Annotated in this window: 29 protein-coding genes; 12 read left to right on the forward strand and 17 right to left on the reverse strand. The window is 72.9% G+C overall.

The annotated features are described in order from the left end of the window. Positions 1-65: 65 nt before the first annotated feature. The 3 genes from ABGB10_RS12600 to ABGB10_RS12610 all read right to left on the reverse strand — a co-directional run bounded on the left by ABGB10_RS12600 (position 66) and on the right by ABGB10_RS12610 (position 2977). On the reverse strand, positions 66-779 hold the full coding sequence (locus ABGB10_RS12600) for an MSMEG_4193 family putative phosphomutase (protein ID WP_347661049.1): 714 nt from the start codon (positions 777-779) through the stop codon (positions 66-68). Positions 780-1091: 312 nt separating this feature from the next. Then, positions 1092-1928 carry an undecaprenyl-diphosphate phosphatase gene (locus ABGB10_RS12605; RefSeq protein WP_347661050.1) on the reverse strand — a complete coding sequence of 279 codons (837 nt, stop codon included), beginning with the start codon at positions 1926-1928 and terminating at the stop codon, positions 1092-1094. Continuing rightward, on the reverse strand, positions 1925-2977 hold the full coding sequence (locus tag ABGB10_RS12610; protein WP_347661051.1) for an LLM class F420-dependent oxidoreductase: 1053 nt from the start codon (positions 2975-2977) through the stop codon (positions 1925-1927). The genes ABGB10_RS12605 and ABGB10_RS12610 overlap by 4 nt, the downstream gene beginning before the upstream one ends. A gap of 186 nt (positions 2978-3163) precedes the next feature. Between ABGB10_RS12610 and ABGB10_RS12615 the strand changes: the two genes are divergently transcribed. After that, on the forward strand, positions 3164-4135 hold the full coding sequence (locus ABGB10_RS12615; RefSeq protein WP_088989714.1) for an aldo/keto reductase: 972 nt from the start codon (positions 3164-3166) through the stop codon (positions 4133-4135). 59 nt (positions 4136-4194) lie between these two features. Here ABGB10_RS12615 and ABGB10_RS12620 read toward each other — a convergent pair whose 3' ends face one another. Further along, a complete protein-coding gene (locus ABGB10_RS12620; protein ID WP_347661052.1) occupies positions 4195-5091 on the reverse strand; it encodes a hypothetical protein in 897 nt (298 codons plus the stop codon). A gap of 227 nt (positions 5092-5318) precedes the next feature. Between ABGB10_RS12620 and ABGB10_RS12625 the strand changes: the two genes are divergently transcribed. After that, positions 5319-5510: a DUF5703 family protein gene (locus tag ABGB10_RS12625; protein WP_013734349.1), complete on the forward strand. Its 192-nt coding sequence runs from the start codon at positions 5319-5321 to the stop codon at positions 5508-5510. A 263-nt stretch (positions 5511-5773) separates the two neighbouring features. On the opposite strand, the gene ABGB10_RS12630 is transcribed toward ABGB10_RS12625, so the two are convergent. Both ABGB10_RS12630 and ABGB10_RS12635 read right to left on the reverse strand, forming a co-directional pair. Then, a complete protein-coding gene (locus ABGB10_RS12630; RefSeq protein ID WP_088989721.1) occupies positions 5774-6436 on the reverse strand; it encodes a hypothetical protein in 663 nt (220 codons plus the stop codon). Positions 6437-6495: 59 nt separating this feature from the next. After that, positions 6496-7824: a M20/M25/M40 family metallo-hydrolase gene (locus ABGB10_RS12635; protein ID WP_347661053.1), complete on the reverse strand. Its 1329-nt coding sequence runs from the start codon at positions 7822-7824 to the stop codon at positions 6496-6498. Between the two features lie 183 nt (positions 7825-8007). Here ABGB10_RS12635 and ABGB10_RS12640 point away from each other — a divergent pair, with 183 nt between their 5' ends. The 3 genes from ABGB10_RS12640 to ABGB10_RS12650 all read left to right on the forward strand — a co-directional run bounded on the left by ABGB10_RS12640 (position 8008) and on the right by ABGB10_RS12650 (position 9992). Next, positions 8008-8616: a hemerythrin domain-containing protein gene (locus tag ABGB10_RS12640; protein ID WP_347661054.1), complete on the forward strand. Its 609-nt coding sequence runs from the start codon at positions 8008-8010 to the stop codon at positions 8614-8616. An 86-nt stretch (positions 8617-8702) separates the two neighbouring features. After that, positions 8703-9686, forward strand: coding sequence for a LysR family transcriptional regulator (locus ABGB10_RS12645; RefSeq protein WP_347661055.1), 984 nt, complete (start codon positions 8703-8705; stop codon positions 9684-9686). A 60-nt stretch (positions 9687-9746) separates the two neighbouring features. Continuing rightward, on the forward strand, positions 9747-9992 hold the full coding sequence (locus ABGB10_RS12650; RefSeq protein ID WP_238646958.1) for a hypothetical protein: 246 nt from the start codon (positions 9747-9749) through the stop codon (positions 9990-9992). Between the two features lie 58 nt (positions 9993-10050). On the opposite strand, the gene ABGB10_RS12655 is transcribed toward ABGB10_RS12650, so the two are convergent. From ABGB10_RS12655 to ABGB10_RS12665, 3 genes are read right to left on the reverse strand one after another with little or no spacing between them, the layout of a single operon-like run. Further along, on the reverse strand, positions 10051-10401 hold the full coding sequence (locus ABGB10_RS12655; RefSeq protein WP_347661056.1) for a DUF3140 domain-containing protein: 351 nt from the start codon (positions 10399-10401) through the stop codon (positions 10051-10053). Continuing rightward, positions 10401-10607 carry a hypothetical protein gene (locus ABGB10_RS12660; protein WP_347661057.1) on the reverse strand — a complete coding sequence of 69 codons (207 nt, stop codon included), beginning with the start codon at positions 10605-10607 and terminating at the stop codon, positions 10401-10403. The genes ABGB10_RS12655 and ABGB10_RS12660 overlap by 1 nt, the downstream gene beginning before the upstream one ends. After that, complete coding sequence (locus ABGB10_RS12665) at positions 10604-13162, reverse strand: ATP-dependent Clp protease ATP-binding subunit (protein WP_347661058.1); 2559 nt, start codon at positions 13160-13162, stop codon at positions 10604-10606. The genes ABGB10_RS12660 and ABGB10_RS12665 overlap by 4 nt, the downstream gene beginning before the upstream one ends. Before the next feature lie 140 nt (positions 13163-13302). Here ABGB10_RS12665 and ABGB10_RS12670 point away from each other — a divergent pair, with 140 nt between their 5' ends. The 5 genes from ABGB10_RS12670 to ABGB10_RS12690 all read left to right on the forward strand — a co-directional run bounded on the left by ABGB10_RS12670 (position 13303) and on the right by ABGB10_RS12690 (position 18553). Next, on the forward strand, positions 13303-13683 hold the full coding sequence (locus ABGB10_RS12670) for a hypothetical protein (RefSeq protein WP_347661059.1): 381 nt from the start codon (positions 13303-13305) through the stop codon (positions 13681-13683). A 163-nt stretch (positions 13684-13846) separates the two neighbouring features. Then, a complete protein-coding gene (locus ABGB10_RS12675; RefSeq protein ID WP_130400840.1) occupies positions 13847-14107 on the forward strand; it encodes a hypothetical protein in 261 nt (86 codons plus the stop codon). A gap of 6 nt (positions 14108-14113) precedes the next feature. Beyond that, the gene (locus tag ABGB10_RS12680; protein ID WP_347661060.1) at positions 14114-15226 is read left to right on the forward strand and encodes a hypothetical protein; all 1113 of its coding nucleotides are present in this window, start codon (positions 14114-14116) and stop codon (positions 15224-15226) included. Then, on the forward strand, positions 15219-17894 hold the full coding sequence (locus tag ABGB10_RS12685) for an FtsK/SpoIIIE domain-containing protein (protein WP_347661061.1): 2676 nt from the start codon (positions 15219-15221) through the stop codon (positions 17892-17894). The genes ABGB10_RS12680 and ABGB10_RS12685 overlap by 8 nt, the downstream gene beginning before the upstream one ends. Next, entirely contained in the window at positions 17891-18553 is a 663-nt protein-coding gene (locus ABGB10_RS12690; protein ID WP_347661062.1) for a hypothetical protein, read from the forward strand. The genes ABGB10_RS12685 and ABGB10_RS12690 overlap by 4 nt, the downstream gene beginning before the upstream one ends. A gap of 15 nt (positions 18554-18568) precedes the next feature. Here ABGB10_RS12690 and ABGB10_RS12695 read toward each other — a convergent pair whose 3' ends face one another. Beyond that, a complete protein-coding gene (locus ABGB10_RS12695) occupies positions 18569-19270 on the reverse strand; it encodes an alpha/beta fold hydrolase (protein ID WP_347661063.1) in 702 nt (233 codons plus the stop codon). 107 nt (positions 19271-19377) lie between these two features. On the opposite strand from ABGB10_RS12695, the gene ABGB10_RS12700 reads away from it, so the two are divergent. Then, entirely contained in the window at positions 19378-19905 is a 528-nt protein-coding gene (locus ABGB10_RS12700; RefSeq protein WP_347661064.1) for a PadR family transcriptional regulator, read from the forward strand. 1 nt (position 19906) lies between these two features. On the opposite strand, the gene ABGB10_RS12705 is transcribed toward ABGB10_RS12700, so the two are convergent. Then, positions 19907-21181: a cupin domain-containing protein gene (locus ABGB10_RS12705; RefSeq protein WP_347661065.1), complete on the reverse strand. Its 1275-nt coding sequence runs from the start codon at positions 21179-21181 to the stop codon at positions 19907-19909. Positions 21182-21192: 11 nt separating this feature from the next. Then, complete coding sequence (locus ABGB10_RS12710; RefSeq protein ID WP_282303393.1) at positions 21193-21498, reverse strand: hypothetical protein; 306 nt, start codon at positions 21496-21498, stop codon at positions 21193-21195. A gap of 158 nt (positions 21499-21656) precedes the next feature. Between ABGB10_RS12710 and ABGB10_RS12715 the strand changes: the two genes are divergently transcribed. Beyond that, positions 21657-22436, forward strand: a complete 780-nt coding sequence (locus ABGB10_RS12715) for a DUF72 domain-containing protein (protein WP_347661066.1) — start codon at positions 21657-21659, stop codon at positions 22434-22436. A gap of 45 nt (positions 22437-22481) precedes the next feature. Here the strand turns inward: ABGB10_RS12715 and ABGB10_RS12720 are convergent, their stop codons facing one another. The 5 genes from ABGB10_RS12720 to ABGB10_RS12740 form a co-directional block, all read right to left on the reverse strand. Then, the gene (locus ABGB10_RS12720) at positions 22482-22910 is read right to left on the reverse strand and encodes a DUF2267 domain-containing protein (RefSeq protein ID WP_347661067.1); all 429 of its coding nucleotides are present in this window, start codon (positions 22908-22910) and stop codon (positions 22482-22484) included. A 289-nt stretch (positions 22911-23199) separates the two neighbouring features. Next, the gene (locus ABGB10_RS12725) at positions 23200-24072 is read right to left on the reverse strand and encodes a DUF72 domain-containing protein (RefSeq protein WP_347661068.1); all 873 of its coding nucleotides are present in this window, start codon (positions 24070-24072) and stop codon (positions 23200-23202) included. 48 nt (positions 24073-24120) lie between these two features. Then, positions 24121-24519, reverse strand: a complete 399-nt coding sequence (locus ABGB10_RS12730; protein WP_278139333.1) for a TraR/DksA C4-type zinc finger protein — start codon at positions 24517-24519, stop codon at positions 24121-24123. Positions 24520-24682: 163 nt separating this feature from the next. Beyond that, on the reverse strand, positions 24683-25345 hold the full coding sequence (locus ABGB10_RS12735) for a uridine kinase (RefSeq protein ID WP_347661069.1): 663 nt from the start codon (positions 25343-25345) through the stop codon (positions 24683-24685). A 41-nt stretch (positions 25346-25386) separates the two neighbouring features. Continuing rightward, complete coding sequence (locus ABGB10_RS12740) at positions 25387-25992, reverse strand: winged helix-turn-helix domain-containing protein (protein WP_347661070.1); 606 nt, start codon at positions 25990-25992, stop codon at positions 25387-25389. Positions 25993-26138 lie beyond the last annotated feature (146 nt).

Here is a 26138-nt window from a genome sequence, read left to right on the forward strand (position 1 = left end):
GGCCTGCGCCTGCCTCGGCCGCCGGGTCGGGGATGGTGCGGCCGGGCGGCCGTTGCCCGGCGTCGTCACGCGACCGCACCGGCCCCACCGCCGACGGCGGCGTCCGAATCGGCCGCGCGGGGGGCCCGCCGACGCCGCTTGCGGGGCGGCGGCACCAGGGCGGAGAGGTCACCGCCGGTGTCGTTGAGCCGGAGCAGGAACGGCCGCAGCGGCGTGAACCGGATCGCGGTCACCGACGCCGGGTCGGCCACGACCCGCTGAAAAAGATCCAGGTGTACGCCGAGCGCGTCCGCCACGATGGCCTTGATCACATCACCGTGGCTGCACGCCAACCACACCGCCTCGGGACCGTGCTCGGCGTTCACCCGAGCGTCCCACGACCGAACCGCCGCCACCGCCCGGGCGGACATCGCCGCCATCGCCTCCCCGTCGGGGAAGACAGCCGCGCTGGGCCGTTGCTGCACCACCGGCCAGAGCGGCTCCTTGGCGAGCTTCTTCAGCGGCTGCCCCTCCCAGCTGCCGTAGTCACACTCGATCAGGCCGTCCTCGACGACCGGCGTGGCCTGCGGCAGCGCCAGCTCCAGGGTCTGCCGGCAGCGGATCAGCGGGCTCGTCACGACGGCGGCCAGCGGCACCGCCCGCAGCCGCTCGCCCACCGCGGCGGCCTGGGCGCGCCCGGTGTCGTCCAGCTCGACCGGTTGCCGGCCGGCCAGGCCGCCGTCGGCGTTCGCCGTGGTCCGGCCGTGTCGCAGAAGCAGAAGGGTCGCCACAGCGACCACCATATGACCTGGGCCCCGCGCCGGGCCGTCGCGGGCTCCGGAGGCACCACCCGGGGTCGTCGCCGTCGGCGCGTGCCGAGTGCCCGACCTTCCTGATCGACTCGGTTTTCAGGAAGTCGGGGTGTCGGGCCGTCCCGGACAGCGCGATGTCAAGAAAGTCGAGTGGATCATGACGGGCACCGGGCACCGGGCACCGGGCACCGGGCACCGGGCACCGGGCACCGGGCGGCGGACGGCGGACGACAGGCGGCTAGGACGAATGCGGCCCCCGGCTCCGCCCTCAGGCAGGGCCGGGGGCCGTCGGCAGATCTATCAGGTGGCGCTGATCGTGCCGGTCAGCAGCAGGGCCAGGACCAGGGTGCCCAGTGCGACCCGGTACAGGACGAAGACGTACAGGGTGTGGTGGGCGACGTACCGCAGCAGCCACGCGATGGCCGCGTACCCGATGCCGAATGCGATGACGGTCGCCACGATCATCTGGGCCACCGACGGCGTGGACGTGCCCGGGGCGGACGGTTCGAAGACGTCCCCGAGGCTGAACACGCCGGACATCACCACCGCCGGAATGGCCAGCAGGAACGAGTACCGTGCCGCCGCCTCCCGGGTCAGGTTGAGCAGCAGGCCGGCGGTGAGCGTGCCACCGGAGCGGGACACCCCGGGGACCAGCGCCATCGCCTGGGCGAAGCCCATCACGATGCCGTCCTTCATCCGGAAGTTCTCCAGGGTGCGGGTCTGCCGCCCCCAGTACTCGGCGAACGCCAGCACGAACGCGAACACGATCAGCGTGGTCGCCACCACCCACAGGTTGCGCCCGGCGGTCTTGATCTGGTCCTTGAACAGGAAGCCGAACAGCCCGATCGGGATCGAGCCGACGATCACGTACCAGCCCATCCGGTAGTCGAGGCTGGACCGGACCGACGTGTCCCGGATCCCGACCAGCCAGGTCCGGGTGATCCGCCAGATGTCCTTGGCGAAGTAGATCAACACGGCCGCTTCGGTGCCGAGCTGGGTGACCGCGGTGAACGACGCGCCCGCGTCGCGGTCGAAGAAGATCGCCGAGGTGATCCGCAGATGCCCCGACGAGCTGACCGGAAGGAACTCGGTCAGTCCCTGGACGATGCCCAGGACAATGGCCTCGACCCAGGTCACTCGCCGACTCCCGAAAGATCAAGTGCCTCGGCGACGGTACGCAGGGTCTGAATCCCACTGTCCCGGTCGGCCACGAACAGCGTCACCGACAGTGTGGTCACGCCGGCGGCGGCGTACTCCCGCATCCGCTCGGCGACGCGCTCCTTCGGGCCCAGCAGCGACGTCCGGTCGATGAACTCCATGGGTACGGCGGCCGCGGCGTCACGCTGCCGCTTGGCCAGGTACAGGTCCTGCACCTCGCGGGCGGCGTCGCCGTACCCCATCCGGGTGGCGAGCTGGTTGTAGAAGTTCTGCTGGCGGCTGCCCATGCCGCCCACGTACAGCGCCGCGTACCAGCGCACCAACTCGGCGCAGGAGGCCACGTCGTCACCGATCACCACGGGCACCGACGGCACCACGTCGAACCCGGCCAGCTCCTTGCCGACCTTGGCCCGCCCGGCACGGACCGAGGCGAGCTGCTCCTCGGCGAACTCCGGGGCGTAGAACACGGCCAGCCAGCCGTCGGCGATCTCGCCGGCCAGCTCCAGGTTCTTCGGGCCGACCGCGGCCAGGTAGATCGGTATGTGCTCGCGGGGTGGGTGGAAGCCCAGCCGCAGGGCCTTACCGGGGCCGTCCGGCAGCGGCAGCGTGTAGTGCTCGCCGTCGTACGCCACCTCCTTGCGGGCGATGGCCAGTTTGACGATGTCGACGAACTCGCGGGTGCGGGCCAGAGGCTTGGCGAACCGCACCCCGTGCCAGCCCTCGGAGACCTGCGGGCCGGAGACGCCCAGGCCGAGCCGGAACCGGCCACCGGAGAGCGCGTCGATGGTGGCGGCGGTCATCGCGGTGGCTGCCGGCGTACGGGCCGGGATCTGCATCACCGCGGCGCCGACGTCGATCCGTTCGGTCTGGCCGGCCATCCAGGCCAGCATGCTGGGCGAGTCGGAGCCGTACGCCTCCGCCGCCCACACCACCGAATAGCCCAGCCGGTCCGCCTCCTGCGCCAGCGCCAGGTGGTCGGCCGGTGTGCTCCACGCCGTCTGGTATCCAAGACTGAGCCCGAGTCGCACTGGTCCTCCCCCATCCGTGGCACAGGTCGCACCAGGTTACGCAATGCCGATAACGGAGTCGATCACCGGCTCGACACCTTTGGTCCCCCCTCCATCGGGACAGCCCCGGGCGGCGGAACCGGCAGAACCGGCAGAGATACGGGAGCGAGGATATCCGTGGCGGCAGGTTCGAAATAAGGTTCACCCATGCAACAGCGACCGCTCGGCCGAAGCGGGCTGGCGGTTTCCCGGCTCGCGCTCGGCACCATGACCTGGGGCCGGGACACCGACGCCGACGATGCGGCCGCCCAGTTGAAGAGTTACCTGGACGCGGGCGGCAACCTGATCGACACCGCCGACGTGTACGGCGACGGTGACGCCGAGTCGGTGATCGGCTCGCTGCTGGGCTCCCTCGTGCCCCGCGAGGAGCTGCTCATCGCCACCAAGGCCGGGTTGCGGCCGGGCAGCGGCCGACGTCGGGACGGCTCCCGGGGGCACCTGCTGCGGACGCTGGACGCGTCGCTGCGCCGGCTCGGCACCGACCACGTCGACCTGTTCCAGGTGCACGGGTACGACCCGGACACCCCGCTCGAGGAGACCCTGGCCGCGCTGGACCACGCGGTGGCCAGCGGCAAGGTCCGCTACGTCGGTGTGTCGAACTTCTCCGGCTGGCAGACCGCGCGGGCCGCCGCCTGGCAGACCGCCTGGCCGGGCCGGGCGCCGGTGGTCGCCGCCCAGGTGGAGTATTCGCTGCTGGAACGGGGCGTGGAGCGGGAGGTGCTGCCCGCGTGCGACGCGCTCGGCCTCGGCGTGCTGCCCTGGTCCCCGCTGGGCCGGGGGGTGCTGACCGGCAAGTACCGGCACGGCCGTCCGGCGGATTCCCGGGCCGCGTCGCCGCACTTCGAACGGTTCGTCGCGACGTACCTGGAACCGCGCTGCTCCAGCATCGTGGAGGCGGTGGCGACAGCGGCCGGCGGGCTGGGGGTGTCGCCGCTGGAGGTGGCGTTGGCCTGGATCCGGGACCGGCCGGGGGTGACCGCGCCGATCCTCGGCGCCCGGACGGTGGGGCAGTTGCTCGGCGCTCTCCAGGTGGAACGGATCACACTGCCCGAGGAGATCACCACCGCGCTGGACGACGTCTCGGCGGTGCCGGTCGGCTACCCCGAGCGCGACGGCTGACCCGTCCGCCGGGCCACCCGGCAGACCTGTCGGCCGGCACAGCGCGCCCGCCGTCCCGGTCACGGCGTCGGGCGCCGGCCCGGAAGTTCGCGGATCGCGGTCAGGAAACGCGACTGGTCGTCGCGGAGAGCGGGCTGGGTGAGTCGGATCCACGAGCCGTCGTCGAAGACGATGGTGGACGAGAGCTGGACCAGCCCGGCCGCGCTGCGCTCGGAGTCGACCCGGGCCACCCGGCTGCGCGGCACACTCCAGAGCACCCGCGGTTGGCGCCGGTCGGCGTCGGGCCGGGGCCCCATCCGCAGCAGGTGGAGGTGGGTGTCGGTCACCGCCAGCGGCGTACCCGTGTAGCGCTCCAGGAAGAGCAGGAGGCTGCCGGCGAGGGTGGCGAGGTCGCCGCTGAAGACGTACCGACGGCGGTAGGCGATCTCGGCCAGCTGGTCGGCCAGCGGGCGGTACAGGCTGAGCCGGAACAGCGCCCGGAACGCCTCCTGCTCCTCGGTGAGCGGGATGGGGTCACGCCGCACCCGCTGGTGTGGCGGGCCCGGCTCCGGTTCGGCCGTCTCCGGCACACCGGCGGCGATGGCGCCGGCCTTGCCCGGCAGCAGCAGCACACCCGCGGCCAGCCGCACCGGCGTCAGCACCGCATCCACCCAGACCACCGGGTTGACGATGTTGAGCAGCCCGAACAGCACCTTCGGGTCGAGCGACTCGACCAGTTCGTTGGCCATCACGTCGGCGAGCTGCCGGCCAGCCTTGTGCGTGTCCGGGGCACGGACCGGGCCGAGGCCCACGTAGCGGAGCTCCTGCCCCGGCAGGAGCGGCGCCACCAGGGCACGTTCGGGTTCGTCGCTGGTGCGGAACTCCTCGCGCAGCTCGCGGGCCTTGTCCCGGGCGGCCCGCGCGCCGCCGAGCACGGCGTCGCTGAACCGACCGAACCGACCTCGCTCCCCTGACATCACGCGTTCCCTCCCTAGCGGCCCGCCGGCTGGTCGGCCGGCGGCTGCCCGAAGACATTCTGGTCGATCCAGTCGGCGCCGCCCTGCACCGCCTGGTCGGCCTGGTCGCCGACCTGCTCGCTACACCACCCGGACGCGCACACAGGGACACGAACCGTCCACGGCAGCGGCGTCGGTCACCCCGGAGGGGGTGGCGAATGGCCGCTGGGCTGGGCAGCATGGATGACATGGACTACGAATACGCGCCGCTGCGGTTGCCGCCGAACGTCGACCGGTTGACCGCCGCGGCGCAGTTGGCGATCCAGGCGGAGTTCTCCGGATGGGAGCTGGCCCGGGTGCGGCTGTACCGCGACGGCACGCGGCAGGTGGTGCTGCGTCGCCGGCGGGTCAACCAGCCGCAGCCGGGCCTGTCGTACTGAACGGGACGCGACGCCCGGGGCCTGTGCGGGCCCCGGGCCGTCGACCAGACGAGGAAGTCCTCACCCTGGCTGGGGCGGTGGGCGCAGCCGGCCGGCGGTGACCGTCGGTCACCGCCGTCGCGGTGGATGCGGTGGTGAGCGGTATACCTCAGAGTCATATTCATACCTCTGAGGTATACCGCTCAACAGGACATCGATATGGCGGGCCAGCCGAAGCGGGTGGCGAGCGACCTTGGCCCGGTCTTGAGTTGGGACCTACTCGTCTAGTGCTGGTGCCCGGCGTGGTCGTGGTCGTCGTCGAGCTCCATGAACGGGTGCTCGTCGAGCCGGCCGACCAGCCGGTCGTCGGCCGCCGGTTGGAACGGGCCGACCGCGTCGTCGTCGTCGAACGACTCCAGGTCGACGGGGGTGCCCACCTCGCTGACCATGACCACCCCGTCGAGCGGTTCCAGCTCCGGGACGTCCAGCGCGCCGAGCGAGCCGTCGCCGCTCTGCAGCAACTCCAGCACCGCCTCGCCGACGCCCTCCACCGGTGCCGGCTCGTCGTCCTCCGGGGTTCCCTCGCGCCGGGCAGCCTCGGCGACGCGCAGCAGCGCGGCCACACTCGGCACCCGGTAGTCACGGCGCTGGCGCACCGAGATCACCCGCGGGTGCGGGTCGCTGGCCTCGGCCCCGTCGACGCCGCCGAAGCGCTCGTCGGCCTCGTCCGGGTCGATCGAGTCGACATCCCACGGCGTCACCTCACCGAAGGCGTCGAGCAGCCGCTCGTCGTACGCGAAGGAGGCGTTGTTCAACGCCACGTACGCCTGCCAGACGTCGTCGTCGTCGACGCGGCCCTGAGCGGCGCGTACGGCGGCCAGGTGGTGGCGGGCCGCTTCGATCACGCGCTCGAGAGCGGCGTCCAGCTCACCGTGCTGGTCGGTCATGTGGGGCAGTCCCTTCACGATGGGGAGGTTGCGCGCCCGGCGACAACTGCCGGACGCGGCTAGCAGGTGCGGAGGAACCGGTCGAGCACCCGCACGCCGAACTGTAGTCCGTCGACCGGAACGCGCTCGTCGATGCCGTGGAACAACGCCGAGAAGTTCAGGTCGGCGGGCAACCGGAGCGGGGCGAACCCGAAGCAGCGGATGCCGAGCTGGGAGAACGCCTTGGCGTCGGTGCCGCCGGAGAGCATGTACGGCACGGGCCGTGCCCCCGGGTCCTCGGCGCGCAGGGCCGCCGACATGGCCTCGACCAGGTCACCGTCGAAGGTGGTCTCCAGCGCTGGCTGCCGCTGGACGTACTCGATCGCGATGTCCGGGCCGACCAGCTCGCGCAGCTGCCGCTCCAGCAGCTCGGACTGGCCGGGCAGGCTGCGGCAGTCGATGGTGGCGGTGGCGCGGCCGGGGATGACGTTGTCCTTGTAGCCGGCGCTCAACCGGGTCGGGTTGGCGGTGTTGCGGATGGTCGCGCCGATCAGGTTGGCGATCGGGCCGAGCTTGGCGATGGCCGTCTCCGGGTCGTCCGGGTCCAGCTCGATGCCGAGCAGGTCGGAGACCTCGGTCAGGAAGGCCCGTACGGTGTCGGTCACCACCACCGGGAAGCGGTGCCGGCCGATCCGGGCGACCGCCTCGGCGAGCGCGGTGACCGCGTTGTCGTCGTGGACCATCGAGCCGTGCCCGGGGCGACCCTTGGCGTGCAGCCGCAGCCAGTCGATGCCCTTCTCGGCGGTCTCGATGAGGTAGAGCCGCTGGCTGTCGTTGACCGAGTAGGAGAAGCCGCCGACCTCGCCGATCGCCTCGGTGCAGCCGTCGAAGAGGCCGCGGTGGTTGTCCACCAGGAAACGCGCGCCGTAGTCGCTGCCCGCCTCCTCGTCGGCGGTGTACGCGAGCACGATGTCGCGCGGCGGTCGAACGCCGGTGCGCTGCCAGTGCCGCACGACGGCCAGCACCATCGCGTCGAAGTCCTTCATGTCGATCGCGCCGCGACCCCACAGGTAGCCGTCGCGCAGCTCCCCGGAGAGCGGGTGCACCGACCACTCGTCGGCGTCGGCGGGCACCACGTCCAGGTGGCCGTGCACCAGCAGCGCGCCCCGGCTCGGGTCGGTGCCCGGGATGCGGGCCACCACGTTCGCCCGGCCCGGAGCGGACTCGTGCAGGACGGACTCCACGCCCACCTCGGCGAGCTTCTCCGCCACGTACTCGGCCGCGCGGCGCTCACCGACGCTGGTGTCGTTGTCCCCGGTGTTGGTGGTGTCGATGCGCAGCAGGTCGCGGCAGAGGTCCACGACCTCTGCGGTGGGGTCGGCTGGGGCGGAGGCGGCGTCGCTCGTCATCGCCTCTTCATACCAGCCTGAGATGACCGGCGGGCCGGCGCACCGGCGCGGACGGGCCGGCGCGCCGGTGCCCGCGGGTCGACACATCGACGGGCCGGTTTCGCCGTGGCCGCGTTCGGGTACCGCCGCCCACGACCGTACGTCCCCTGCCGGAGCTTCCGCCCGCCAGTCGAGGAGGGCACCATGTCCGCCGTTCCCCTACCGCCGCTGCCGCCCGCGCCCGCATCCGAGGAGGGCTACCGGCCCGCTGGTCGCAGCATCGCCGACATTGTCGACCGGGAGCACCAGCAACTGCTGTCGCTGCTGGACCAGTTGACCGGTCCGGACGCCACACCGCAGGAGGCGCTGGCGGTGCTCACCGCCGCGCTGTCGCGGCACCTGTCCGCCGAGGAGCAGTACCTGCTGCCGGCGGTGCGCGCCGCGCTGCCGAGCGCCGCCGAACGGGTGGATGCCGAGATCGCCGCCGACGCCGGCCTGCTGAACACCCTGAAGGGTCTGACGGACGAGGCGCTGAGCGACGTCGCCGAGCGGGTTCGCCAGCACGTCGAGGGGGTGGGCGCGCTCGTCACCGAGCTGCGCGCGGTCGCCACCGAGGAGGAGCTGATCCGCCTCGGCAACCGGTTGGAGATCGCCGAGGAGGCGGCGCCGACCCGCCCGCACCCGAGCACTCCGGCCACGCCTCCGTGGAACCGGATCGTGGAGCCGGCGGTCGGTGTGGTGGACAAGGTGCTCGACGCGGTGACCCGGCGACCGACCTACCTGGCGGACCTGCCGGAGCCACCCCGCGACTGAGCGCGGGCGCCACCCAACAATGCATTCATTATCACCGATCCGCTCGGGCTATTCCGCAGGCTGACGCGTAGTCCTACCGTCACCCTATGAACCTGGAGCTGCGTCACCTGCGGGTGGTCTGCGCGATCGCGGAGACGGGGAGTGTGACGAAGGCGGCGTCGGCCCTCGGTCTGGCCCAGCCGGCCCTCACCGCCCAGCTCCAACGCATCGAGCGGACCCTGGGCGGCCCGCTGTTCGACCGGGACCGGCGTGGTGCCCGACCCACCGCGCTCGGCGAACTGGTGCTGGCCCGGGCGCGGGTCCTGCTGCCGGCCATGAAGGGGCTGCAGGACGAGGCGGCCCGGCTGGCCGGGGCCGGCGGCGCTCCCACGTCCTACCGGTTCGGTGGGGTGAACAGCCCGATCCTGGGCCGGTTGGTGCACCGGTTGGCGGCCGAGCAGCCGCCGATCCAGATCACCACGTTCGCCTCCTGGTCGGTGGACGAGTTGGCGCAGTTGGTGGCCGGCGGCCGGCTGGACTTCGCGCTCACCGGGGTGTGCGGCGACGCCAGCCCGTCGGCCGGTTTCGGGTTGAGCTGGCAGGAGGTGGCCATCGACCCGGTGCTGGTGTTGCTGCCGGAGACGCACCCCCTCGCCGTCCACGACGAGGTGCGCCTGGCGGACCTGCGCCACGAGCAGTGGGTGGCCGCGCCGGGCGACGGCTGCTTCGGCGACTGCTTCGCCGCCGCGTGCGCCCGCGCCGGCTTCACCCCACGCAAGGTGTACGAGACCGACATCCGCGGCTGCACCGACCTGGTGGACGCCGGTGTGGCGGTGGCGTTGTGCCAGGCGACGTTCCGCCCGGTGGCCGGGTTGGTGACCCGTCGGCTCGCCGGGACACCGCTGCGCTGGCGGCTCCTGCTCGGCTGGCACCCGGACTCCCCCGCCGCCCAGGGCGCCGACCTGGTGCTGGAGACGGCCAAGGCGGCGTACGTCGACTCGTTGGCCCCGCATCCCGCGTACCTGGCCTGGCTGCTGAGCAACCCGGGGTTCGGGGTGCGGCAGCCCAGCGGAATCCGGCCGGTCGTCTGACGGGAGGTAATGACCGGCCGGTGGCGGTGCGAACCGCCGTTGGCCGGGTATCTGGCGGACATGACGGACCTCTACCCGCCCGCCGACGACCGCGAACTGCTGCGCCAGGCGGCCGCCGCGCACACCGCCGCCACCCGCGAGGTGGAGGCGTTCCTGCGCCGCCTGCCGACGGTGCCCGACCCGGCCGACGTCACCGAGTACGCCAACCTGCTCACCCGGGAGGACCAGACCCGCGGCGACCGGGACGCGGCGGCCGACGCCGCCGGACTGACCATCGCCAGCCTGGAGCCCGACCAGGGTCAGTAGCAGTGCGCGTCGACGGTGCCGTCCCGGAGCGGGGCGGCACCGTCGAGCGGCGCACCGTTCAGCGTTCGACGAGCGGGTCGTGCCCCAGGTCGAGCAGCGAGTGCCGCCAGCCGTCGTCGGCGTTGCCGCGCGACGGCTTGGCGTCCATCAGCTCGCGGATGCGCTCGACCGCCTCCCGCATGACCTCGATGTCCTCCGGGGTGAGGTCGACCTTGCGCTTGTTCAACACCTTGAGGATCTCGCGGCCCGGCTGGGGCAGGTCGAGGTTCGGGTTCGGGCTGAACGACTCCTCACCGGAACCCCGGGTCAGCAGCCAGGTCCGTAGCTGCTCCGACGGAACGTTCACCTCGGCGTGGAAGTCCTCCCAGAGCACTTCCACCTCGGGGTCGAGCCGCGCTTCGCGTACCATCAGGTCTCCTCTCGCCGGCGGTGCCCGGACGTCTCCGGGTCGTCGTCCTGGTCGGTCTTCGGATGCAGGCCCTCGGCGGGCACCCGCGTCCTGCGGGGGTTCGCGGTGGGCGGCGCCAGGATCGGGTCGGGGTGCTCGTCCTCGTCGCGGGGTGGCACGGGCTCCTTCGGGTCCTCGTGCTCGTCTCGCCGCGCCGGCCCGCTCATCGCGGGTGGGTGGTCGTGGCCGGGGTGTACCCGCGCTCACCGGCGCTCACGTCGAAGGTGAGCGCGCCGTCGCGGACGTCGACGGTGACCTTCTGCCCCGGGGAGATCGCCGACTCCAGCAGCATCCGGGACAGGTGGTTGTCGACCTCCCGCTGGATCACCCGGCGCAGCGGGCGGGCGCCGAACTCCGGCTGGTAGCCGTGCTCGGCGAGCCAGTCGATGGCGGCGGTGGTGAACTCCACCTGGAGGTCCTGGGCGTGCATGCGGCGGCGGGTCTCCTCCAGCAGCAGCGCGGTGATGTCGCGCAACTGTTCGGCCTCCAGTCGGCGGAAGATGATCACCTCGTCGATGCGGTTGAGGAACTCCGGGCGGAAGTTCTCCTGGAGCCGACGCATCAGCCGCTCGCGCAGTTCGTCGTTCTCCTGCTCGCTGCCGACGTCGCCGGCGCCGAAGCCGACCGAGCGCTGGGCGCCGGTGATCAGCTCGGAACCGAGGTTGCTCGTCATGATCAGTACGGTGTTCTTGAAGTTCACCGTGCGACCCTGGCTGTCGGTCAGCCGCCCGTCGTCGAGCACCTGGAGCAGGATGTTGAACACGTCCGGGTGGGCCTTCTCGATCTCGTCGAGCAGCACCACCGCGTACGGGCGGCGGCGGACCGCCTCGGTGAGCTGGCCGGCCTCCTCGTAGCCGACGTACCCGGGTGGGGCGCCGACCAGCCGGCTCACGGTGTGCCGCTCCTGGAACTCGCTCATGTCCACCCGGACCATCCGGTCCGCCTCGCCGAACAACGCCTCGGCCAGGGCGCGGGCCAGTTCGGTCTTGCCGACGCCGGTCGGGCCGAGGAACAGGAAGCTGCCCATCGGCCGGTCCGGGTCGGCCAACCCGGCCCGGGAGCGGCGGACGGCCTCGGCGACCGCGGTGACAGCGTCGTCCTGGCCGACCACCTTCTGGTGCAGGTGCCCCTCCAGGCGCAGCAGCCGGTCCCGTTCCTCCTCGGTGAGCTGGCTGACCGGGATCCCGGTGGCCCTGGAGACCACCTCGGCGATCTCCTGCGGACCCACCTCGGGCACCTGGGAGGAGGACATCCCGTCCTCGCCGTTGGCCCGGCGGATCTCCTGTTCCAGTTCGGAGATCCGGTCACGCAGCGCGGAGGCCCGCTCGTACTGCTCGTCGGTGACGGCCTGTTCCTTGTCCCGGCGTACCTCGTCGAGCTCCTGCTCCAGCTCCCGTACGTCGGACGCCGGGGTCCGGGTGCGCAGCCGCACCCGCGCGCCGGCCTGGTCGATGAGGTCGATGGCCTTGTCCGGCAGGAACCGGTCGGTGACGTACCGGTCGGACAGCTCGGCGGCGGCGACCAGCGCCTCGTCGCTGAAGCGCACCTGGTGGTGTGCCTCGTACCGGTCGCGCAGACCGCGCAGGATGGCGATGGTGTCGTCGACACTGGGCTCGGGCACCAGCACCGGCTGGAAGCGCCGGGCCAGCGCGGCGTCCTTCTCGATGCTCTTGCGGTACTCGTCCAGCGTCGTCGCGCCGATCACCCGCAGTTCGCCACGCGCGAGGGCGGGTTTGAGCATGTTGGACGCGTCCATCCCGCCCTCGCTGCCGGCGCCACCCGCACCGACCAGGGTGTGGATCTCGTCCAGGAAGATGATCAGCTCGTCGCGGTGCGCCCGGATCTCGTCGATCACCTTCTTCAGCCGCTCCTCGAAGTCACCGCGATAGCGGGTGCCGGCGACGAGGCCCGCGAGGTCGAGTTGGACGACCCGCTTGCCGAGCAGGGTCTGTGGGACATCGCCGTCGCAGATCCGTTCGGCCAGCCCTTCGACGATGGCGGTCTTGCCGACTCCGGCCTCACCGATCAGCACCGGGTTGTTCTTGGTACGCCGGGACAGGATCTCCACGGCCTGCTCGATCTCGTCGGCTCGTCCGATCACCGGGTCGATCTGGTCGTTGCGGGCCAGGTCGGTGAGGTCCTGCCCGTACTGGTCCAGGGTGGGGGTGCCCCGATCCGGCTTCGGGCCGGTCATCGGCCCACGCTCGGCGTTGGCGGCCTGCAACGACTCGGGTTGGATCCGGCCGGCGGCCAGCATCCGTCCGGCCGGCGACTCCGGGTTGAGCGGCAGGGCCATCAGGATGTGTTCGGGGCCGATGTAGTTGGCGCCCATCGCCCGGGAGAGCTGGTGGGCGTCGAGCAGCGCCCGCTTGGCGGCGGGGGTCAACGACAGGTTCGGTGGCACCTCCCCGCGCGGCGCGCCGTCACCCTTGCCACCGAGGGCGTTGAGCAGGGTGTCCGGGTCGGCGCCGGCCCGGCGTACCAGGTCGCGCAGGGGTTCGCGTTGCAGCGCCGCCCAGAGCAGGTGGTCGGTGTCGAGGTCGCTGCTCTGGCGTTGGGCGGCGCGTCGGGCCGCGTCGGCCAGCATCTCCCGGGCGTCGGCCGTCATCAGTCGGGTGATGTCGACCCGGTGCGGTGGCCGGCGTCCCCCCTCGCCCCGGCCGAAGTACCGGGCCAGGAATTCATCCCACGGGTCGGAGCCGATGTCACCGGGTCCCATCATGTCTGTCCTCCGCAGTCGGGCGCGGCACGGTCGGCAGGGGCTACCCGGCGCGCGGCCCGACAAACGCGGCAGGCGGTGGCACACCGGAGTCCCGGGTGTGGCGTCGGTACGGGACCGGCCGTTGGTGGCAGGCTGACCGGATGGATGACACCCCGCTGTTGATCGTGGATGGTGCCAACGTTGTCGGCTCCCGCCCGAACGGGTGGTGGCGTGACCGCGCCGGTGCGGCCGCCCGGTTGCGCGACTCGCTCGCCCCGGTGGCGACCGTCGGGTTGCCGGCCCGGCTGCCCGCCCCGGTGGAGGTGGTGCTGGTGGTCGAGGGGGCCGCGCGGGACGTGCCGGGCACCGAGGGCGTCCGGGTGGTCTCGGCCCCCGGCTCCGGCGACGACAGCGTGGTCGACCTGGTCGCGGGCGCTCCGCAGCGGCGCCGGTTGGTGGTCACCGCGGACCGGGAGTTGCGCGAGCGGGTCGCCGCCCTGGGCGCGGAGGTGTACGGGCCGCGCTGGCTACGCGAGACCTGACCAACAGTTGAGAAGTTCTCGCACTGGGACTCCCACAGAACGGACTCCCGGCACTTCCGGGTGCCTTCCGGACAGGCGGGCAGGAACACCGACAGGGCGGATGTTCTTTCGGAACCGCCGATAGGCTCTAATGGAGATCTCCCCGCCCCCAGGAGGTTCCGCCGTGGCGAGCGTCGCCGAGTTGAAGGCTGCCATCGATGTCGCCCTCCAACAGATCGGGGACGGGCAGACAGCCGTGCAGGCGGCCGGCGAGAAACTGTCGGAGGCGCAGCAGACCCTCGCCGGTGCGCTGGAGGGCAGCGGGCACGAGACGGTGGAGGCGGCCCAGGCGTCACTGACACAGGCCAGCCAGGAGCTGGAGGAGTGTCTCGCCGCGACACTTGTCGCGGTGGAGCAGGCGCAGCTCTACGTCGCCACGCTGTAGGCCGTCATGTCCATCATCGAGGACGTCGGTGGGCAGGTCCGTGCCGCCAGCGAGGAGTTTCCGCTGGCCCTGCTGGGGCAGGCGCTGGAGAAGTTCGGCCTGGCCGCGGAGCGACTGCGCTGGGTCCGCCAGGAGTCGGCCAACCCGATGGGGGTGCCCGAGCTGTCCGCCGCGACCGAGCACGCCGAGAGCGCCGGCTACGCGCTGCGGGTGGCCCAGGAGCAGCTGTCGGCCTATCTGACGGCGATCGGGCTCGGCGCGGACGGCGCCCCGGCGCCCCGCCCCGAGCAACGCGCTCCCCGACACGACATGCCACCGACGTCCGGGCCCGCCGCGGTCGCGCCGGAGCCGGCCGAGCAGGTGCGGATGCGCCGCTGGTGGTCGGTGCGGGTGGCCGAGCTGACCGGCGGGCGCGAGGGCGCCGACGACGAACCCGACGAGCGGGTGGACGACTCCCAGGAGCTGCTGCGCCGCGTCGTGGGCGGCGTCCGCGCCGGCGACCGGGACCGGCTGCGTACCGAACTGCGCCGGGCACCGGCCGACGTGGGGCTGGGCATGGCGGCGCTGGCGCCGCCGCTGCTGCGCGAGCTGGCCGGAGAGCTGCTCGGGCACCCGCCCCGCGCCACCGACCTGGGGCGGCTGCGTGGGGAGCTGGACGGGCGCGTCCGCGACCTGCTGCCCGGGCTGCCACCGCCGGTGCTGGAGACGCTGCTGACCCGGGTGTGCCGGATGCCGCCGCCGCGCGTCTCCGGTGAACCACCACACGCCGCCGACTCCGCGGTGACCGCCGGGGTGGCGACCGCGCTGCTGCTCGCCCGCCTCGGCCGGGACCTGCCGCCCGGCGGTGCGAGAGAACCGGCGGGTGCGGGGCAACCGGCGGGCCAGGGGCAACCGGGCGGCGCCGGGCAACCGGCGCGGGCGCAGCAACCGGGCGGGATTGGGAGGCCGGGCGCGGTTCCCCGCGCCGCCGGTGCGGTGCAGCGGCCGGGCGGTGCCGCCGCGCAGCGCTCCGGTGGCCTGCCGCCGCGCTCGGATGGTCCGCCGCGCCCCGGCGGGCTACCGCCGCGCTCGGGCAGCCCGTGGCGGGACGCGCCGACGCGTCGGGGCTCCGATGGCTGACCGGCGCGGTCAGCTGGCCAGCCGGGTCCGAGACACCCTCGCCGAGGCGTTGGGCGCCACCCGTACCCGGCTGTCCGCCGCCCAGGCCGACCTGACCGCCGGGCGGGAACGACTGGCCCGGGTGCAGCGGGCGGCGGCCGCCGTACCGGAGCGGGTCGGCGCCCAACGGGACCGCCGCATCGCCGACATCGACGCCCGCTACTCCACCCGGATCGCGGAGCTGGCCCGGCGGGCCGCCGACGCCGCCCGGCAGGAGGCCCCGGGTTGCGCGGGGGCCGACTGGGCCGGGTGGGCGCCGACACCCGCCCGACGGGCCGAGCCGCCCGGCGCGCTGCGGGTCGGCACGGTCCGGATCGACGGCGTCGACCCGGTGCCCGCGCTGGTGCCGCTGCTCGACGCCGGGCACGTCCACCTCTCCGGGGACGACCGCGCCGGCTGCGACGCGGTGGTGTCCGCGTTGCTGCTGCGGGCCGTCGGCCGCGCCGACCCCGGGGCGGTACGACTGATCGGGTACGACCCGGACCAGCTCGGGGGCGGTCTGGCCGGGTTCTCCCCGTTGGGCACGGCCGGGCTGCTCACCTTCGTCGGCCCGGGCGGGCTGGGCCCACTGCTGGACGACCTGGTGGAGCAGATCCGCCGGATCAACGAGACGGTCCTCGCCGGCGAGTACGCGTCGCTGCGCGAACTGGCGGCGGCGACCGGCAGACGACCCGAGCCGTGGCGGGTGGCGGTGCTGCTCGGTGGCGAGGAGCTGAACCGGCACGAGCGCGGGCAACTGGACCGGGTGGTGCGGGCCGGCGCGGCCTGCGGCGTACACCTGGTGGTGCACGGTGTGCCGTTGCCGGAGGACCCGACGGTGACCCGGGTGGTGGCCGGGGTGTCCGGCGCGCGGATCGGCGGTTCGGCCGGGCTGCCGGTCCGGCTGGACCCACCGCCGCCGGCGACGGTGGTCACCGAGACCTGCCGAGACGTCGCCGCCCGGGTGAACGCCGGCCCACCGCCGACCCCCTTCACCGACCTGCTACCCCCGCCCGAGCTGATGTGGCGGGAGGACTCAGCCGACGGGCTGACCGCGCCGATCGGTGAGGGCCCGCACGGTCGGCCGGTGCGGTTGACGCTTGGCGACTATCCACCGCACGCGCTGATCGGCGGGCCGTCCGGCACCGGCAAGACCAACCTGATCTTCGCGTGGATCGGCGCGCTCGCCGCCCGCTACTCCCCCGCCGAACTCGAGTTCTACCTGCTGGACTTCAAGGAGGGGGTCTCCTTCGCACGGTTCGCGCAGGGCCGGCGCGACCCGAGTTGGCTGCCGCACATGCGGCTGGTCGGCATCAACGTCAACACCGACCGGGAGTTCGGGCTGGCGCTGTTGCGCTTCCTCGCCGAGGAGCTGCGCCGACGCGCCGACGCGGCCAAGAAACACGAGGTGACCAAGCTGGCCGAGCTACGGGCGGTCGACCCGACCGGGCACTGGCCACGCATCGTCGCGGTGGTGGACGAGTTCCAGATGTTGCTGGCCGGCCGGGACGTGGTCGCCCGGGAGTCGGCCGACCTGCTGGAGGACCTGGCCCGGCGCGGTCGGTCCCAGGGCATCCACCTGGTCCTGGCCTCGCAGGACGTGCGAGGCATCGAAGCACTGTGGGGCCGCCCCGCGCTGGTCGCCCAGTTCACCCTGCGCATCGCGTTGCCCAAGGCGCTGCGCATCCTCGCCGAGCGCAACGACGCGGCGCAGTCGCTGCCGCGTTGGCACGCGGTGGTCAACGCCGAGTCGGGCATGGTGGAGGGCAACGAGGTGGCCCGCATCCCGTCGGCCAGCGACTGGGAGACCTGGAGCGGGTTGCAGCACCGGCTGTGGCGGATGCGCGCCGCGGACGCGGCGCCCGCCCGGCTCTTCGACGGCGACGCGATCCCCCGGCTGGCGGACGCCCCGGACTTCCGGGCGCTCGCCGTACCCCCGGACGGGAGCGCGCCGCGCAACCCGGTGGCCCTGCTCGGCGAGATCATCGACGTGCAGTCCCGCTCGGCTGCGCTGCGGCTGCCGCGCGCACCGGGCCGCAACCTCGCGGTGCTCGGCACCCGCGTCGACGAGGCGTGCGCGGTGCTCGACGCGGCGGCCCGGTCGCTGGCCCGGCAGCACCCGCCGGGCACCGCCCGGTTCTCCATCGCCTGCCTCGACCCGGACGCCGACCCGATCGCCCGCGCCCTCTACGACGACCTGGCCGACGACGCCGCCTGGTACGACGAGGAGACCGTCGGCGAGCTGATGGCCGAGACGGCCGACGGGCTCGGCGGCCCGGCAAGCCCGCACTACCTGCTGCTGTTCGCGGTCGACGCGGCAGCGGGTGCGCTGGCCGCCCGCGCGGGTCGGCGGACCGGCCTGGAGCAGCTACGCCGGATCATGCACGACGGGCCGGAACGACGCACGCACGTGCTGGCCTGGTGGCGGGGGGTCGCCCGGATGCGCGCCGATCTTGGCGGGCCGGCCGCCCGTACCGACCAGATCGGCGCCTGGGTGGCCCTGGACGCGCACGGCGGCGAGCTGGGCTCGTCGCTCTACCCGGGCACCGGCGGCCCGGACTGGTATCCCCGCCCCTGGCGGGGTCTCTTCTTCGACCGGGCGGTGCACCGCACCGGACAGGTGATCATCCCGTATGGACCGACACGGTGAACGAACCGGTGACCAGCGAGACGTACGCGGCACAGCTGCGGCGGCTGGCCGACCTCACCGCGCGGGTGCGCGAGCAGCGCGCCGAGGCGCACACCTGGCACGAACGGCAGTGCGCCGCCGCCGAGCGGGCCGTCGCCGACGCGGCCGAGCAGCTCCAGAGGGCCGAGGAGGAGCTTGTCGCCGCCCGTGAGCAGCAGGAACGGGTCGACGCCGAGGTGGCCCACCTGTGGCAGCAGGCCCGCTCGCGCCTCGGCGTCCGCCGCCTCGGCGGCCCACCCGGCCCGGCGAACGGGGTCGGAGCCATTGACCCTGTACTGCTGCTCGCCAAGGCCCGTGACCTGCTCGACCGGGCTGGTCAGCCGGGTGAGCTGCCCGGTTCGGTCAACCCGCTGCTGGCGCTCTGCGGGGTGGCCGGCGGTGTGCTGGCGTACGCGCTGGGTGCCGGTGCCCGCGCGCTCGGCGTCGGGTACGGCGGCGACCTGGCGGTGGGATTGCCGGTGCTGGCGCTGGTGGTGACGCTGCTCGGACCGTTGATCGGTCTCGCGCCGGCACGGATGCTGGCCGACCGCCGGCACGCGATGCTCGGCCCCCGACCGATCACGGTGGTGATCGGCGCCGGTCTGGTTACCACCGCGCTGCTGCTGGTCCTCGGCCGCTGATCATCGGAGCGTGCGCTACGCCGGCAGTGCCGCGACGGTGGCCGCGACAAAGCCGTCGGGATTGTCCAGCATGATGTTGTGGCCGCTCGCTGGCACGGCGACCACCCGCACGCCGGCGTCGGTCAGGGCGCGCGCACCGATCGGCTCGTCGTCGGCAGGGTGAAGGTAGGTGCGCGGCACGGGCAGTTCGAGCAGCAGCTCACGGATGGTGCTGCTGCGGCCGAGGTGTAACGCTGTGCGGTAGAGCGCCTCCGGACCAGTGAGCCGCATCGTCGCCGCCCAGGAGGCGCCGACTCGGGTGAGCGTCTCGGATCGGCCGTCGCCGTGTACGAACTGCTCCTCGGTGTAGCGGGCTCCGATGCCGACGCCCGGAGGCTGCGGGTCGAGAGTGGCGTGAACGAGAACCAGTGCACTAACTAGGTGCGGATGGCGCGCGGCCAGGACGATGGCGACGGCGCCGCCCATGCTGTGGGCGATCACCTCCGCGGCCCTGACCCCGGCTGCGGTGAGCGCGGTAGCGGCGAGGTCGGCGTGCTCCTCAAGGGTGTACGAGGCGTCGGCCGGCCGGTCGCTGATGCCGTGCCCGAGCAGATCCATCAGCAGGCTGCGCCGTCCGGCGAGCGCGGGGTTGGTGGCCACCGCCGCGTAGTACGCCGGCGAGGAGGCACCGAGCCCGTGCAGGTAGACCCGAGTGGGTTCGGCACCGGGAAGTTCCACCCACCGGATGGTCGTGCCATCTGGTCGGACCTGGGCGCCACGCATCACATACCTCCTGACCGATACCTCGTGTTCGAGGTATTTCGTTGCCGAGGTAAGTTAGCACGGTGTTGGAGTTCGCGATATTGGGCTTCCTGGCCGACGCCCCGCTGCACGGGTACGACCTACGCAAACGCGTGGCCGCGCTGACCGGCCACGTCCGGCCGATCGCGGACGGGACGCTGTACCCGACGATCAAGCGGATGGAACGTGCGGGCCTACTTCGTCGGGACGTGCAGGCTGGCCAGGTGGCGGCACCACGGCACGTGCTGATCCTGAGCCCGGACGGACAGGCGGAGTTGCTGCGTCAGCTCCGCACACCCGACGAGCTGTTCATCACCGACGAGAACCGCTGGTTCACGCTGCTGGCTTTCCTGCATTATCTCGACGACCCGGCAGCTCAAGCGGCCGTCCTGTACCGCCGGCTCGATTTCCTCACCCAGCCGGCGAGTTTCTTCTGGGACGGCAACCGACCGCTGCGCGCTGACGACTTTCCCCACGACCCCTTCCGGCGAGGGCTCTTCCGCATCGCCACCGCCACCAGCCGCACGGAGATCGCCTGGTTGCGAGAAATGCTGACCTCACTCGCGCGGTAGCTCAGGCCGGGACCAGGACGGCCTCGCGGAGCAGTCGACGGGCCAGGGTGACCCGGTCGGCGTCGTCGGGCAGCCCCGGCAGGTCACCGACCCGGGTGGCCGTGCCGCTGAGCAGGGCGCGAACCGCCGGCTCGCACGAGGCGGGCAGGGTGATGGTCCGGTCGAAGAGCCGCAGCGCCACCGTGTCCGGATCGTGCGGCAGCAGCTGCCAGCGCAGGCCCGGCCGCAGGGTGACCCGGGAGTCGGCGTCCAGGGTGGCCAACGCGTCGGCCTGGGCGAGCGGTCGGATCGGCGCCGGGCGGGCCGCCGGCCAGGCGCGCTGCCGCAGCCGTGCGGCGACCGCGCCGGGGTCGGCGCGCAGCAGCCAGTCCCGCAGCGCCTCCACCGTCTCGGTCAGCTCCGGCTCGATGGCGTCCGCGTCGGCGACGTCGGTGCCGAACGGCAGGCTGGCCCGCAACCGCTGGTCCTCGGAGGCCAGCGCCAACAACTCCTCGACCAGCGCGTAGCGGGTCAGCGCGCGGATGCCCACCGTCAGGTGCAGCGAACTGGCCTCCTGCGCCTGCGCGCTGTGCAGCCAACCCCGGGGCAGGTAGAGGGCGTCACCGGGGGCGAGCACCACGTCCAGCGCGGCCGGCCCCTGGGCGGTGGCGCCGACCTCGTCGGCGCGTCCACCCCACGGCTGCCTCTCCAGCGGGTCGGGCAGCACCGGCGGGTGGATCCGCCAGTGCTTGCGGCCGTCGACCTGGAGCACGAACACGTCGTGGGTGTCGTAGTGGGTGGCGAACCCCTGACTACCCGCCGGGGTGAGGTAGGCGTTGACCTGAAGCGGCTGGTTGAGCGCGAGGCCCAGGTCGCGGGCGAAGTCGACGAGCGGCGGCCAGATCCGGTGCAGACCCTGCAACACCAGGGTGGCACCGGAGGCGTACTGCTCCAGGACCCGCTCGTCGAGCACCTGGTCGCCGATCTCGGCCCCCGCGCCGCCACCGCCGGTCCAGCGCGCCGCCGGCACCAACTGGCCGTCCTTGGCGACCCGCAGGAACGGGGTACGCAGACCGCGCCGGCTCAGCAGCTCGTCGGCGTCGGCAGGGCTGAGCAGGTCGGTGAAGCCGGCCGGGTCGGGCAGCTCGGCGGCGCGGGACAGCAGCGGGGTGTGTCCCCAGTGCGCGGCGGCGAACTTGGCCGGTTCGACCGACACGCAGCGGGCCAGCGCCGCGGCGGCCTGTGCAGACGGAACCGCCGGACGGCCCTGGCCGCCCGGCGGGTCGAGGTGTGTCATGGTCTGCGCCGTTACCGGGCGCTGCCGTCGGCGCCACCGTCCTGCTGACCCGGCGTCGCGCCGCCGTCGGCGGGGCCCTCCGCGCCACCGTCGGCGCCACCGTCCTGCTGACCCGGAGTGGCACCACCGTCGGCGGGGCCCTCCGCGCTGCCGTCCGCACCACCGTCGTGCTGACCCGGGGTCGCACCACCGTCGGCGGGGCCCTCCGCGCTGCCGTCCGCACCACCGTCGTGCTGACCCGGGGTCGCACCACCGTCGGCCGGGCCCTCCGCGCCGCCGCCGCCCATGGTCTGCATGTCGTCATCGTTGAGTGCCATCGGTACTCCCTCGGGTGTGCCGCCCCCGCCATCCGCCGGGGTCCGTCGTACTGCGGGTGGTACCCCACGCGCGATCTTCTCTAACCCTCACCGTAGACGCCGAATCGGGGCGACACGGGCAGTTCGCGGGTGGCGGCGCAGAGTGCCAGGATGGGGTGGTGATCCTGGTGGGCACGTCCGGCTGGCAGTACCGGGACTGGCGGGGCCGCTTCTACCCGCAACAACTCCCGCAGCGGCTCTGGCTGGAGCACTTCGCGGCCGGGTTCGCCAGTGTCGAGGTCAACAACGCCTTCTACCGGCTGCCGGAACGGGAGACCTTCGCCGCCTGGCGGGCGCGTACACCGGCGGACTTCTGCGTGGCGGTGAAGATGAGCCGCTACCTCACCCACATCAAGCGGCTGCGCGATCCGGCCGAGCCGGTGGCCCGGTTCCTCGGTCGCGCCACCGCGCTCGGTGACCGTCTCGGGCCGGTGCTGCTGCAACTGCCGCCGAACCTACGGGCGGACGTCGACGCGCTCGACGCGACCCTACGGCTGTTCCCGGCCCAGGTGCGGGTCGCCGTCGAGCCCAGGCACCCCTCCTGGTGGACCGACACCACCCGGGCGGTGCTGGAACGGCATCGGGCGGCGCTGGTCTGGGCCGACCGGCTGGGACGCCCGGTCGCTCCGCGTTGGCGCACCACCGACTTCGGGTACCTGCGGCTGCACGAGGGGCGGGCACGGCCGTGGCCCCGCTACGGCCGAGCCGCGCTCACCTCATGGGTACGCCGGCTGACCGACGCCTTCGGCGAGGACGAGCCCGCGTACGTCTATTTCAACAACGACCCGGGCAGCGCTGCCATCGTGGACGCTGTCGCGTTCGCCGCGCTGGCCCGTGCGGCCGGGCACCCGGTGTCGCGGGTGCCGACGCCGGCCGAAGCGGACACCTCCGGCGACTGAGCCCGCCCGAGGAGTTCGTCGGGCGGGCTCACGAGCGTCAGGCCGTCACGGCATCATCGTGGCGAGGTCCTTGGGCATGGTGTCCTTCACGTCCTGCCACTCGCCCTGGGTGACGTGTCGGCGCAGAGTGTCCAGCACCACCTGCGTCACCCGTTCCGGGCCGCCCTCCGCGTCGTACGGGAAGCCCTGCCGGACCTCGTAGAGGAAGTCGTCCCGGTTGAGCTTGATCGGCACGTCGGACGGGACCCAGCCGTCGAAGTAGATCCCCCGCACCAGCACCGGCAACTGCTGGGCGAACTCGACGCTCTCGTCCACCGGCAGCCGGTCGCGCAGCAGGTGCAGCACCGTACGCAGGGCCGCGTACGACTGGTTGCGCCGTTCCTTCGGCCAGCCGTAGGCGTTCTCGATGTCCTTGAGAATGAGGTTCGTCTTGTCCAGCGAGGACTCGAACGCCGAGATCATCGAGTCAGCCATCGGTCGACCCCCGTTCCGTGCTGTCCCACCGTCGGTCGTCTGCGCGGCGCGGCGGCCCCGATGGGCCGCGGCGGGCCCGCACCGGGCTGCCCTGCGGCGCGCGGCGGGCGTTGTCCGCCGTACCGACCACGTGCAGGACGGCACCGCGCCGTCGATCCGTCACCACTCGAACCGTCATCCCCGTCACCTCCGTGTCGTCTGCGGCGTCGACCGCCCCCGGGCGGTCGTACCCACCGTCCCCACCCTGCCGGCGGTGCGGGTGAGGCGGCCCCACCCGGATCGGGTGAGGTCAGGTGGCGTCGAGGAGGCCCGCGAGGGTCTTCGCGTTGGTCTGCGCGTAGTCGCGGTAGCAGTTGTTCATCAGGACGTGGGTCTGGCCGGCCTCGTCGGCCAGTTCGCGCAGCTTCGGCGCCCAGTCGGCCAGCTCCCGCTTGGAGTAGTGGTAGCCGAACTTCTCGTGGATGTCCTTGCTGGTCCACTTGTCGCTGTGGCCGTGGAAGCGCACCACCGCGAGGTCCGCGGTGGCGGCCAGGATCGGGGGCAGTGACGAGCGGTGGCCCTGCGGCATGTCCACGCAGACGTACGGCAGTTGGTGCTCGCGCAGGAAGGCCAGGGTCTCGTCGGCGTTGTCGCCGTCGAACCAGGAGGCGTGCCGGAACTCGTAGGCCGGGCGCAGCGGCGCGCAGCGCTTCGCCACCTCCAGCAGGTACTGCTTGTTGGCCCGCTTGATGGTGAACCAGGGCGGGAACTGGAACAGCAACGCACCGAGCTTGCCCGCCTCGACAAGTGGGTCCAGCGCGGACAGGAAGCGCGTCCAGACCTCCTCGTACGACTGCGCGGGCAGGTCGTCGGGGTAGACGTTCTTCTTGTCGGTCTCCGGGCGGAGGTCCTTGTAGAGGGCGCTGACCCGGGTGGGATGCCCGGTCAGCAGACTGAACGCCTTGATGTTGAAGGTGAAGCCGGCCGGGGTGCGGTCGGCCCACAGCCGCGCGGTCGCCTCGGCAGGCGGCGAGTAGTAGGTGGCGTCCACTTCGACCAGTGGGAACTGCCGCGCGTAGTAGGCCAGCCGCTTCTCCGGGTTGTCCGCGGTCTGCGGATACCAGCCCGAGTCCAGCAGCGTGCGGTCGGTCCAGGACGCGGTGCCCACGAGGATGTCACCCATGGCTCAAGTCCATCGCGCCGCGGACCGACCGGCAACCGCTGGCGTCGCTCAGGCCGCCCGCCGTTCGCGGGTCTGCTTGCAGGTCACACAGGTGGTGGCGGACGGGAAGATCTCCAGCCGCTCCACCGGGATCGCCGCCGAGCAGCCTTCGCACCAGCCGTAGGTGCCCTCGGCGAGCCGGCCCAGGGCGTGCTCGTACTGGGCGCGGCGGTCCAGGATGGTGCGCAACAGGGACTGTGCGGTGTCCCGCTCGGCCGTCTTGGTGCCGCTGTCGGCCTGGTCGTCGCCAGCGGTGTCGCCGACCTCCACCAGCCGCAGCACCTGGCTCTGGAGCACGGCCTGGTCGTACTCGGCGGTCAGCTCGTCGTAGCGCGCCTGGAGAGAGAGCCGGATCTGGTCGATTTCCTGCTGGGAACGGTTCGTGTCGACCGTGTCGTGGACGAGCATCGCTGCCTGCCTTTCCTAAGCCTGTGGCTCACGGTGAACCGGGTGCCGGCGGCGTCGAGCCCCGGTCACGGTCGCGTTCGGTGCGCGGGCGATCACCCGCGCCTGTGAGCCGGGCGAGTACCCGCCGGATCGGCGGGGCAAACCGGCGAATTTCTCGCGGTTGTCAGGCGTCGCCGCCGGGCTCCACGAGCGCGGGGCGGCGGGGGTCGTCGACCCGTACCACCACGTCGGCGAAGCTCGCCGGGACGACCTCCTCGGCGTACCTGTCGAACGCCGGCAGCACCCACGCGTGGGACGGTTCGGTACGCCGACGCAGCGCCGCCGGGGACATCTCCAGGTGGACGGTGACGTCGAACGGCAGCCCGCCGCCGAGCAGCAGCGGACCGCTGACCAGGACGACGCCTCCGGGTGGCAGGTCGACGTAGCGGGCCCGGCTGGCCCGGTCGGCGTCGGCGTCCCAGAGCGACGGGAGCACCCGGCCGGTGCCACCCGGGCCAGCCGGGTCGAGCACCTCCCGACGAAGTCCGGCCTCGTCGACCCAGCCCTCGTAGAAGGAGTCCGGGTTGGTGCGGCCCAGTTCGAAGCGCAGCGACGCGGGGCGGAGGAAGTCGGTGGCGCGTACGTGCAGCACCGGGCGGCCCTGGGCGCGCAACGGGTCGACGAGGGCGGCGGCCAGCTCGTCCGGGCCGGCGGCGGAGGCGCCGTCGATCGCCACCCGCAGCCGCGCGAGCCCGGCGTCGGCGGTCCCGGCGCCTGTCGCGGCGTCGGCCAGCCGGCCGGTCAGCTCGGTGACGAGCAGGTCGGGCGAGATGGGACGGATGCGCACCGGACCATCCTGCCCCGGGTCGGGCGGGCGGGTGACGCCGGTCAGCCGCTGCGGTCGATGGTGACCCGGGCGTCGTCGGCCAGCCGGTAGCCCACGCCGTAGACGGTGGTGACCAGGGGCACGTCCACCCCGACCTTGCCGCGCAGCCGACGCACGTGCACGTCGACGGTGCGTACGCCGGCGTGTTCGTAGCCCCAGACGGCGTTGAGCAGTTGCAGTCGGGTGAACACCCGGCGCGGATGGGCGACCAGGTGCAGCAGCAGGTCGAACTCCAACCTGGTCAGCGGCAGCGGCTCGTCGTCGCGCAGCACCGAGCGGGACGAGGCGAGAATGTGCAGGGCGGGAATGGTCGGGCTGAGCGCCCGGGTGGGCGACCGGTTGGCGGGTGGCTGGTCGGGGCGGCGTTCGGTCGGCACGGACCCGATGATCACTCCCTCGCCGCGTTCGAGCATCTCGCGGGCGGCCTCCAGCAGCCGACGTGCCGCCGGGGTCAGCGACTCCTCACAGGTCAGCGGGATGGACAGCGTCACGGTGAGCACGGGCGTCGCGGTGTTCGCCGGGCGACGCTGACCGCCGGGCGGTCGACCGGGCACCGCGGGTTGCGACGTGTGCCATCCGGCGCGCGACGAGGCGGGGCTGACCGACATGGTCCTCCTTGGGCTGGTCCGGGTATCTCCCCACGGCCCGGGACGCCGCCTCATCGATGCTTCCCGGCACCCGGGCAAGGGTCAAGAGGCGGCGGCGTTGCATGAATGTGACAATTGACGAACGCATCGGAGCCGGGCGCTCGCTC

It is taken from the genome of Micromonospora sp. B9E7 (assembly GCF_039871815.1).
In the GTDB taxonomy this organism is placed as follows: Bacteria; Actinomycetota; Actinomycetes; order Mycobacteriales; family Micromonosporaceae; genus Micromonospora.